Origin of the sequence: Halomonas sp., from assembly GCF_041689495.1 — a bacterium.
GTDB lineage: Bacteria > Pseudomonadota > Gammaproteobacteria > Pseudomonadales > Halomonadaceae > Halomonas.
On sequence record NZ_JBDNGD010000424.1, the window covers coordinates 1 to 10,113 of the forward strand.

The following is a 10,113-nucleotide window of genomic DNA, read 5'->3' on the forward strand; positions in this document are numbered from 1 at the left end:
CCGCTTCTATCCGTTCAACGCATTCCGCTCACTGCTCGGCATCGCCGGAGGCGTCACCGCGCCTACCTATGCCGAGCTCTACGCCGCGAAATCCCGCACCACTACATCTAGTGGGTGGGTGTGACAACCGGATAAGCACGATACACACTAAGGGATGCCCCATGACAACCGAAGATCATCTCGTCTGCACCACTTGCGGTGCAGAAGTCTCCATAATGACTGTCCCGTCGACCTGCCTCGACTGCGGCGGCATCCTCGACGTCCAGCTGGGAACGGCGGCCCAGGCACAAACAGCCGCTTCCGGTGCCCGGGAAATCTGGCAATGGGCCCCCCTCCTGCCGCACTGCAGTCCGGAAAACCGCATCTCGCTCGGCGAGGCCGGCTCCCCGCTTCTCAAAGCGGAGCGTTTCGGCGCGGCTTGTGGTCTCGAGGATCTGTGGATCAAAACCGACTCGGTCATGCCAACGGGGTCCTTCAAGGACCGAGCGATCTCGCTGGGGACCTCGCTTGCCTGCGAATACGGCCGAGAAGCGTTGGTTCTCTCCTCGAGCGGCAATGCCGGGGCCTCCGGAGCAGCTTACGCAGCCCGCGCTGGCAAGCCTGTCGTCGTCCTTGTCCCCAAGACGGCTCCCGAGGCCAAGCTGCGGCAGATCGCGGTCACGGGCGCCAGGCTCGTCACCGTGGACGGCCCCACCAGCGAATGCTGCCGTCTGGCCGACGAACTGGCGCGTGAGCGCGGTTGGGTGAACCTAACAACGACATTCCACAACCCTTATGGCGTCGAAGCCTACGCCACTATTGCCTACGAACTCGCCGCTGCTGCGCCCGATGTCCTGCTCTTGCCGATCTCGAGCGGCCCGTTGCTCGTCGGGCTCATGAAGGGGTTCTCCCGGCTTAAAGCGCAGGGACGGATCGCCCGCATTCCGCGGCCGATCGCTGTGCAGCCTTCTGCCTGCGCCCCGATCGCGCGGGCCTTTTCGGAAGGTGGCGGCGTGCGGCCCTGGCAGCATCAGACTACGGTCGCTTCGGCACTCAACGACACTCTCGCCGGCTATGAGCGCGACGGGGACTATACGCTCGAGCACATCCGCGAGAACGATGGCGCCGCAATCGCGCTCGACGACGCACAGACACTGGAAGGCGTGCGCCAAGCAGCATCGCTCGAGGGGGTCGTACTCGAGCCCAGCGCGGCCATCACACTCGCAGCGGTCGAGCCTCTCCGAGAGAAGGGAGTTATCGCGGCGGAGAATCGAATCGTAGTGGTAGCTACAGGCCACGGGCTGAAGGATCTCTTCCACGTGGAGATCAACCTCCAAGAGGCTATCGAGCCTGATACAGAGAAATTGCTTAGTCGCCTGGCTGCGCGGTGAGTTGAAGAAAAGGTGACCAATTTTCCACCAAACGAAGCGCTGCTCACGGGAAGTAAGCTGCCCTATGTGGGCCGTGGGCTTGCATTGCCCACGTTTCCGGCGCTGGGAACGATCTCCGTGACCGGTGGCTAAGCCTGATAAAAAATCATTTTTTGAGCGAGGGCTTACACAGCCTTCTATGGGCGCGTCCCGGGCCGGCAGGGAAGAGTAGGGCCATATTGGACGCTCTGTCTCAGCCTGCCGGTCACCCAGCCTGGCTCTTCGGGCGGCAGCCGGTCGCCGGGGCGCCGATCTTCAACGGCCGGTCCGGCTTATCCCGGCCAGTTCAGATACGCCGCCACACCCCCGTTGCGGGGACTGGCGAGAGCGGCGCTCTCGTTATCGCCGGGCTGCGCGCCGTGGGTGATCTCGTCGGCCACCGCCTCGGCTACGAGCGGCGCCTGGCCCGGGGCCAGGTTGCAGGGATCGAGCTGGAAATAGCCGAGCTCGACCTCGTGATCGCGCACGACGATGGCCGAGTCGCGCCGGCCGAGCCTTCCGGCCAGCACTGCCGCGCTCACGCCGGTCACCGTCGCATCGACCTCGACCTGCAGCCGGTCGAGCGGGTTCCCCGTCGGGTCCGGCACCTTGCGCACCGTCACCCCCGGCAAATCCGCGAGCGCCGCCTGCCAGTAATCGAGCACGGCCTCCTCCTTCGCCCGCGCCGCGGCATGGTCGCGCGCCAGCCAACGCTGCATCGCGACGTTGGCGCCCGCAATGCTTTCCTTGCCGACCTTCATGCCGCGCCCGATCCCGATATTCTGCAGATACGCCGCGCGCACCAGGTCTCGGCGGCCGGCGATGATGCCAGCAGTTGGGCCGCCCAGGAACTTGTGAGCCGAGTAGACCACCAGGTCGGCGCCATTCTCGATGAAGCCGCGCAGGTCGTATTCCGAGGCCGCGTCGACAACCACCGGCACGCCCTGCCGGTGCGCGATCTCAACAAAACGCTCGAACGGGATCTGACCGTAGGCGACAACGTGGTGCGACACCACGTAAAGCGCTGCCGCGGCGCCTTCGTCGAGGACATGGATCAGTTGGTGGTCCATCGCAAGCGTCGACTGCCCGACGGGCCGGACATCCGCCCCGGTCAGCTCCACCGCCAGTGAGACCGGCGCGCCGTAGCCACAGAGATGCCCGAGCTGCACGGCAACGCCGTTGCGCGGTCCGGTTTCCCGCGGGAGCGCCTCGGCCCGGGCGGGGTCGAGCCCGGTCATGCAGCCCGCGATCGCCAGGCTGATCCCTGCGCTGGCCGAGGCGGTCAAGCAGCCGGCCTCCGCGCCAGTCAGATCAGCGATTATGCGACTCGCCTCCGCCTGCAGCTCGTGAATCTTGGCGAAGCGGGACATCGCGCCCGCCGTCGCCTGGGCAACTTCGCGGTCGGCGATCGAACCGCCAAGCTCCGTCATCGTTCCCGAAGCGTTGATCAGCCGGGTTAATCCGTTGGCGTCATGCCAGCTCCAGTCGGGGGTAGTTTCGTTTTCGAACGCAGCCATCGGGACTCCTTTCCGTATTATGTATGGTTCCATAATTAGGTAACCGTAGAGGGCGCTGCGCAGAGGCCACATGTCCGAGATCAAACCGATCCGTACCCATACCACCGAGATTGACCTCAGCCTGCAGATCCTCGATCTGCTGACCGAGCGGCAGGTGCCAATCAGCGCCTACGAACTCGCCAAGGAGGCGCGCGGGTGTAGGGTTGCATCGCGCGGGAATGGACCTCGGAGGCGCGGCCGACCTCCATCAGCCGGCTGAGATACATCACCTGGATCTGGTCGCCGAGATATTCTACCACCGACAGGTCGTGGGCGATGAACAGCATCGTCAGGTTACGCCGAACGCGGTCGAGATCGACATTTCCATGATCCGCAGGCCATTCGCCGACATGGCATCCACCTAAGTCACCGACCTCTCGAAACATCGACAAACCAGGCGATAACCTGTCACAAAGGCCGTGGGGTAAATCTGCCCAGGGAAAGGGGGAGTCCGGGCCTCAGCCGATTTGCGAAACTGAGCCGCCAGCAGGTGTAGAGCTTTTATGTGGCTCCAGAGGTCCCCTGTTCAAGCCAGGAAGGCGATACCATCTTTCGGGGCTTCATCGCAGTTTCCCGCGCGACGTGATCTCGGCCTCCCGTTCGACGGTGTCGCCGCGCACCAGGTAGACCGTGTCGAACAGGTTGGTGACGACGCAGGCATGGTTCGGGATCACACGTACCGTGTCGCCGACCGCCGGTTTGTCCGTGCAGGCTGACAGGTCCACGACCGCGTGTTCCTCGGACAGGGCGGTGATCACGGCATCCGGATATTCCACCAGGTGGCCGTGCCCCTTGTGCGGCGCAGGAACCGCATCGGCGGCCAGCGCCTTGGAGCCGGAATCGAGTACTGCGCGGTCCTCGGTGGGGCGGCTGACCACGGTGGCCTTCACCGTCAGCGCACAATCGTCCAGCGTGCCGAGGCCGAAGGCGACCTGCATCCGGTCGGAATAGATGTAGGTGCCGGGGCGGTACTCGGTCGTGGCCGTGCCTTCGGCGGCGCGATACAGGTCAGGGGTACCGCCGGACGAGATCACCTTGGGCGGCAGGCCCGCCGACTCCAGCGCGGCCTTGGCTTTGCGCAGCCACGCATCGGCCTTGGCGATGTCGCCCCTGGGCGGATAGGTCATCAGCCCGCCGAAGGTCAGGCCCGGCGCGTCTTCGATCTGCCGGGCGAGCGCCACCGCCTCTTCCGGCGTATGCATGCCGCAGCGACCCGCGCCGGTATCGCATTCCACTAGCACGTTCAGCGGCCTGTCCGCGCCGAACCGGGCGGCGTAACCAGCGACTGTCTCGGCGCTGTCGGCGGTGACCGACAACGTCACGCGGGCATGCAGGTCGGCCAGCCGGTCGAGCTTGGACGTGCCGAGGATGTTGTAGGGCAGGAAGATGTCGGTCAGCCCGCCATCGGCCATCGCCGCGGCCTCGCCGATCTTCTGGCAGGTGATGCCGATCGCGCCGAGCGCCACCTGTTTCTGCGCCATTTCCGGCAGCTTGTGGGTTTTCACGTGCGGCCGCAGCGGCAGGTCGTGCGCGTCGGCGTAATCCTGCGCGCGTCTCAGGTTCGCTTCGACCCGGTCGAGGTCGATCAGGACGGCGGGGGTTTCGATGTCGTCGATATGCATCAGCGAGTCTCCGGAGATGTGATGGCGTCGATGAAGGGCAGGTTTGCGGTCATTCGCTGAGCTCCACTCATCATCTCAAGGATTCCTCAAGTTGACAGCCCGGCTATTCCGCAGCGAGGCCTTGAATCTCGGAGTCCGGAGAACTGAGCAGGCGCGACAATTCCTTTCCCGCCTGAACGAGAGTCGCGCGATAATGGGCATAGCTTGCCATCGCGTCTTGCTTGGGCGCGATGATGCAGACGGTGCTCTGGCAAATTCCTTCGGCATCGAGGACTGGCGCCGCGAAACAGTGGGTGAAATTGTCCGCGATGCTGTCGAAGGAGAAAAACTTCTCGTTCCAGGCCGCGTGCACGCTCTCAGCATACTTCTGCGGATCAATGCGCCCGCCGTGGGGACGCGTGAAATCCTCAGGCGGGATCAGCGCGAGGATTTTCTCCGTCGACAGATGGCCGAGAAGCAGGCGGCCCGACGCCGTCCAGGGAATGGGCGTCCGCTCGCCGACAGCGGCACTAATCCTGAATGGGCGGCTGCCCTCGTTCATCATCGAGACGAAGTACTTGTCTCGGTCGAGCATGCAGAGCTGCGAGGTCTCCCGCGTCTGATCCGTGATCCATTCCAGAACCGGCCGGGCAAGACGTGTTATGTCGAAGTTCTTCAGATAGTTCAGCCCCCAGTAGTGCAGCCTGCGTCCGAGGAAGACCCGGCCTTCTGCGTCCGTTCGCTCCAGCAAACCCGCTGCCGTCAGCAGGCCGACCAGTTCGTATATCGACGACTTCGGCGCCCCCATGCCGGTTGCGATATCGATGGGTCGCTGTGGCTCGCTGGTGGTGCAAAGATAGTCGAGGATCAAGAAGGCGCGCTCCAGCCCGCGTTCCTTCGTTCTGGTGGGGGTGACAGATTTCGAATTGCTCATTCAGGTATCGGCCGTTTCTTCGCTGGACGCGCCCTCTGTAGGGCATTTTCGTCAGGTTGTCTTGCGAAAGGCGATGCAGTCCACTTCGACCTTGCAGTCGACGACCATTGCGGATTGGACACAGGCTCGGGCCGGCGGGTAATCACCGAAGTGCTCGGCAAAGACCTTGTTGAAGCTCCAGAAATCGCGTGGGTCGTCGAGCCAGACACCGACCCGCATGATGTCGGCAACGCTATAGCCGGCTGCCTCCACGATCGCGATCATGTTGCGGATCGCCTGGTGGGCCTGCGGCACAATCCCGCCGTCAATCACCTCGCCATCCACCATCGGCGTCTGGCCGGAGACATAGAGCCAGCCGTCGGCCTCTGTCGCCTTGGCAAAAGGCAGCCCCTGACGCCCGGAGCCCTTGGATTCGTTTACACCGTGCCTCGTGATGGTCATGTTCTATCCCTATTCAGAATTTCGAGCTTTTGAGGAACGCCGCGAGACGCTCCGATTTCGGGTTGTGGAAGAGCTGGTCGGGCGGGCCTTCCTCGCCAATGCGTCCGTCCTGCATGAAGACGACATTGTCCGATACGTCGTGGGCGAACTGCATCTCGTGAGTGACCAGGAGCATCGTCATGCCGTCGGCGGCGAGACCCTTGACGACCGCCAGCACCTCGCTGATGAGCTCCGGGTCGAGCGCGGACGTCACCTCGTCGAAGAGCATGAGCTCCGGGTTCATGGCGATCGCGCGGGCGATGGCGACGCGCTGCTGCTGGCCACCGGAAAGCTGGCCCGGGTAATGGTCATTCCGATCCTTCATGCCCACGCGATCCAGCCAACCCTCGGCGGTGGCGTAGGCCTCGTCCTTCGGCATCTTGCGGGTCTTGATCAGGCCCAGCATGACATTGCGGATCGCGCTCATGTGCGGGAAAAGGTTGAAATGCTGAAACGCCATGCCGGTCATCGCACGCTGCCGGGCGATTTCCCTTTCCTTCAGCCGGATCCGCCTGCCGTTGCGCTGCGTGTAGCCGATCTGCTCCCCCCCGACGGCGACGACGCCATCCTCGTAGTCTTCCAACAGGTTCACGCAGCGCAGAAGTGTGGTCTTGCCTGATCCGCTCGAGCCGATCAGGCTCACGACATCGCCACTTTGCATGGTCAGGTCGATGCCCTTGAGCACCTCGACCTTGCCGAAGCTTTTGTGCAGGTTCGTGATTTCCAGAACGGGAACAGTCATATGTGGACCTCAGGTGGGCAGCGAGACCTTGCGCTCGACGAATCGCCCGGCTTTTTCGATCATGAAGTTGATAAGGAAGAAGACAAACCCGGCGAAGAAGTAGAGTTCGAGGCTCAGATATGTGCGGGAGATCACCTGCTGCACCGCCAGCAACAGCTCGACAACGCCGATGACCGAGAGCAGCGCCGATGCTTTCACGATCTCGGTGGCCGTGGTCACCCAAGTCGGCAAGATCATTCGAAGCGCCTGCGGCAGAAGCACTGAGAAGAACGTTCCGAAAAACGTGAGGCCTACGGATTTCGCTGCTTCGGTCTGCCCCTTGGGAATGGCCTTCAGGGCGCCCAGAACGATCTCGCCGATATGCGATGAACAGAACAGGGTCAGTGCAAAGACTCCGGCCTGGAACGCGGACAGTTGGATCCCCAGCACCGAAAGCACATAAAAACTGGCGAGGATCAGTACAAAGACCGGCGTGCCCCGCAGAAAATCGGAATAAAGCCTTACCACAAGCCGAACGGGGCGGTTTCCGTAAGACAAAAGCAGCCCCACGATCAGGCCAAGCATCGTGCCCAGAACAATCGCCACCGCTGAAATCAGCATCGTATCGCCGAGCCCTTGGACAAGAGGCCAGCGCGCGGCCCAGATGGCATCGAGGGTTTTCACGATTTCCATTTCGGCCCCTATCGCGGAATCGCAAGACGGCTTTCGACATGCCGCAACAGTGCGGCGATGATCGAACAGGCGAATACGTACATCAGGCTTGCGACCATCCACGTCTCGATCACGCGGAAGGTTTCGACGTTGATCTTGCGGGCATAGAAAGTCAGTTCAGGCACGGCGATTGCAGCGGCCAGCGATGTGTCCTTGAACAGCGAGATGAAGTTGTTGCCGAGTGCCGGCAGAACATTGCGGAACATGACGGGAATGGTGATCAGTATCTTGGTCCGGGATTCGGTCAACCCGATTGTCAGCCCCGCCTCGCGCAGGAACGGCGGCAGAGCGATCAGCCCGGCACGGAAAACCTCGGTCAGATAGGCGCCGGAATAGACCGACAGCGTGACGATGAAACTCTCGATCTTGCCAAGGCGAACACCCAACTGCGGCAGGGCGAAGAAGGTAAAAAGGATCAACACCAGGATCGGCGTGTTGCGGATCGCCGAGACATATGCCGTCGCCGTCCATCGAACCGGGCGATGGTTCGACAGCATCCCGAAGGCGGCGAACAGACCGATCAGACAACCGATCGCGATCGAGACAACGGCCAGTATCAGCCCCAGCCCCAGACCGGAGAGCAGGAGGTCGAAATCCCGCCACACCGCCGCGAAGTTGAAATTATAGTCCATCGAATGCCCTCGGGATGCCCGGTATTACTTGTATTCGACCGGGAAACCGATCTGCGGCGGGTCAAGCTTTACGCCGAACCACTCTTCGAAGGAGGCCGCATAGGTGTTGAATTCAACACCCGTCATCGCCTCGTGCAGAACCGAATTCACGAAGTTCAGCCAGCGCTGCTCGCCAGGCTTGACGGCGCAGCTATAGCTCTGCGGCGCCCAGCCATAACCTGCGTCTGCATAGCGATCAGGGTTCTGCTTCATGAACCAGCTCAACGATGACTGATCTGTCGCGGCGGCGTCCGAGCGTCCCGAATTGAGTGCCTGATAGATCAGGTCCACACCGTCGTACTGATCGACCTTCGCGTCGGGCAGGGCGGCATGAACGATATCCTCGGCATAGACGTTCTGAAGGATCGATACGGTAACGTCACCGCCCGCAGCCTTGAGTGCGTCGTAGTTGGCGTATTTGCCGTCGGCCATCAGCATCAGGCCAACACCTTCGCGATAATAGGGGATCGAAAACTCGACCTGCTGCGCGCGTCCGGCCGTCACGGTCATGAACTGGCAGGTCACGTCAACCTTGTCAGTCGCAAGGTTCGGCACACGCGCATCGCCTGACTGGTTGACGAACTCGACCGCGTCGGGGTCGGCGAATAGGCCCTTGGCGATTAGCCGCAGCATGTCGACGTCGAATCCGACGAGGTCGTTGTTGGCGTCCATGAAGTGCCAGGGCGCGTTGGTGCTGCCGGTTCCTGCGACCAGATGGCCGCGGTCGAGAACATCCTGAAGTTTGTCGGCCTGAGCGGCGCCGGCGACGACGCAAAGGACCAACGCAGTGGGGCCGAGACGGGTCAGAGTTTTGAACATGGTGAGCCTCCTTGTTGGCGTATTCCGTTATTTCGGAACACACTTTAGTATTCCAGAATAAAGTTAGCGTCGACTGCCTGCGCTTGTCAACTGATTTGATTTTGCGGACGTGCCTTCGGACAAGCGCTGATTGCCGGTGCGCTGGAGAATCTCGCTATGGCGCTCTATAAGGCGCACTTTACGGCGGATAACGTGGTGCTGGCAGACCTGCCGCTGCGCACCGATCTCGACGCCGCATCAGCTGGCATGTCGCGCGGCGCTGAGATCTCGCCCAGTTCTGCCGGCGCATGTGAAATCGAGCAATAACATTCTTCTGCAACACATCTTGAGACGTGGGCCGAGGGTTGCTCTCGCCCGGGAACTCCAGGCGAGAGCAACCCTCGGCTATTCAAATCGGGTCCTCATTCCTAAAACGGTCGGCAGTTACCGACATAACAGCCGCGATTCCAGATCAACTTCCAGAACTGCGTGCACTGCAAGACCTGCGACATCAAGGATCCGGCACAGAACATCACCTGGGTGGCACCGGAAGGCGGCGGTGGGCCCAGCTACCCGAACATGTGAGCGCCGAGCGCCGAGCGCCGAGCGCCGAGCAAAAGGATGCCGAAAGATGCTGCCGATGCAAGTGGTGCCGGCCAGCACGTGACTCGGCAGCACTCGGATATCAGGCGTCTCCTGTGGCGATGGGCCTTGATGGATCGCGGATCCACTCGCTCCAGGAGCCTGCGTAGAGGCGCGGCAGGGAACGTCCGGCAACGGCGTAGGCGAGGATGTTGTGGCAGGCGGTCACCCCGGAACCACAGTAGGCGATCACCGACTCGGCATCCGGCAGTTCCGCGGCGAGCACTTTCGGCGACTTGAAGCGATCGCCATGGGTGAGGTTATCGGTGCTGGGCCGACACATCGCCCCGGGGATATGGCCGGCGACAGGATCGATGGACTCCACGTCGCCGCGAAAGCGTTGCAGACTGCGGGCATCCACCTTGAGCGCCCGGTCCGAGGAGACCTGATCCGCTTCGACCAGCGCCGAGGCCTGGAAAACGGGGGCCCAGTCGCCGGGGTCCGGCCAGGCTTCCGGGTTGCCATCCTCGACCAGCCCGCCTCCGCTGGAGAGCCAGGCCTCCAGGCCACCGTCCAGCAGCCGTACATCCGGATGGCCGGCCCAGCAGGCCAGCATCCACCAGGCGCGGGCCGCGGCCAATTGCCCTCCC

Annotated in this window: 12 protein-coding genes and 2 pseudogenes; 4 read left to right on the forward strand and 10 right to left on the reverse strand. The window is 62.6% G+C overall.

What is annotated here, in order from left to right; all coding sequences use genetic code 11:
- Both ACESMD_RS13075 and ACESMD_RS13080 read left to right on the forward strand, forming a co-directional pair.
- Positions 1-124, forward strand: a pseudogene (locus ACESMD_RS13075) (IS1595 family transposase); the annotation flags it as partial.
- A 37-nt stretch (positions 125-161) separates the two neighbouring features.
- Positions 162-1,370: a pyridoxal-phosphate dependent enzyme gene (locus ACESMD_RS13080; RefSeq protein WP_372613843.1), complete on the forward strand. Its 1,209-nt coding sequence runs from the start codon at positions 162-164 to the stop codon at positions 1,368-1,370.
- A 311-nt stretch (positions 1,371-1,681) separates the two neighbouring features.
- On the opposite strand, the gene ACESMD_RS13085 is transcribed toward ACESMD_RS13080, so the two are convergent.
- The 9 genes from ACESMD_RS13085 to ACESMD_RS13125 all read right to left on the reverse strand — a co-directional run bounded on the left by ACESMD_RS13085 (position 1,682) and on the right by ACESMD_RS13125 (position 8,902).
- A complete protein-coding gene (locus ACESMD_RS13085; protein ID WP_372613845.1) occupies positions 1,682-2,905 on the reverse strand; it encodes an aminotransferase class V-fold PLP-dependent enzyme in 1,224 nt (407 codons plus the stop codon).
- A gap of 161 nt (positions 2,906-3,066) precedes the next feature.
- Positions 3,067-3,330, reverse strand: coding sequence for a hypothetical protein (locus ACESMD_RS13090; protein ID WP_372613847.1), 264 nt, complete (start codon positions 3,328-3,330; stop codon positions 3,067-3,069).
- A 174-nt stretch (positions 3,331-3,504) separates the two neighbouring features.
- Complete coding sequence (locus ACESMD_RS13095) at positions 3,505-4,566, reverse strand: D-TA family PLP-dependent enzyme (RefSeq protein ID WP_372613849.1); 1,062 nt, start codon at positions 4,564-4,566, stop codon at positions 3,505-3,507.
- Between the two features lie 103 nt (positions 4,567-4,669).
- Complete coding sequence (locus ACESMD_RS13100; protein ID WP_372613851.1) at positions 4,670-5,479, reverse strand: IclR family transcriptional regulator; 810 nt, start codon at positions 5,477-5,479, stop codon at positions 4,670-4,672.
- Between the two features lie 51 nt (positions 5,480-5,530).
- A complete protein-coding gene (locus tag ACESMD_RS13105; protein ID WP_372613853.1) occupies positions 5,531-5,920 on the reverse strand; it encodes a RidA family protein in 390 nt (129 codons plus the stop codon).
- 13 nt (positions 5,921-5,933) lie between these two features.
- A complete protein-coding gene (locus tag ACESMD_RS13110) occupies positions 5,934-6,701 on the reverse strand; it encodes an amino acid ABC transporter ATP-binding protein (protein ID WP_372613855.1) in 768 nt (255 codons plus the stop codon).
- A gap of 9 nt (positions 6,702-6,710) precedes the next feature.
- Positions 6,711-7,373 (reverse strand): amino acid ABC transporter permease, encoded by a 663-nt coding sequence (locus ACESMD_RS13115; RefSeq protein WP_372613857.1) that lies wholly within the window; start codon positions 7,371-7,373, stop codon positions 6,711-6,713.
- 8 nt (positions 7,374-7,381) lie between these two features.
- Positions 7,382-8,044, reverse strand: a complete 663-nt coding sequence (locus ACESMD_RS13120; RefSeq protein WP_372613859.1) for an amino acid ABC transporter permease — start codon at positions 8,042-8,044, stop codon at positions 7,382-7,384.
- A 24-nt stretch (positions 8,045-8,068) separates the two neighbouring features.
- Positions 8,069-8,902, reverse strand: a complete 834-nt coding sequence (locus ACESMD_RS13125; protein ID WP_372613861.1) for a transporter substrate-binding domain-containing protein — start codon at positions 8,900-8,902, stop codon at positions 8,069-8,071.
- 156 nt (positions 8,903-9,058) lie between these two features.
- On the opposite strand from ACESMD_RS13125, the gene ACESMD_RS13130 reads away from it, so the two are divergent.
- On the forward strand, positions 9,059-9,208 hold the full coding sequence (locus ACESMD_RS13130; RefSeq protein ID WP_372613863.1) for a hypothetical protein: 150 nt from the start codon (positions 9,059-9,061) through the stop codon (positions 9,206-9,208).
- Between the two features lie 129 nt (positions 9,209-9,337).
- A pseudogene (locus ACESMD_RS13135) lies at positions 9,338-9,466 on the forward strand (4Fe-4S dicluster domain-containing protein); the annotation flags it as partial.
- 100 nt (positions 9,467-9,566) lie between these two features.
- Here ACESMD_RS13135 and ACESMD_RS13140 read toward each other — a convergent pair.
- The coding region (locus ACESMD_RS13140; protein ID WP_372613865.1) for a sulfurtransferase at positions 9,567-10,113 on the reverse strand (547 nt) is incomplete at its 5' end.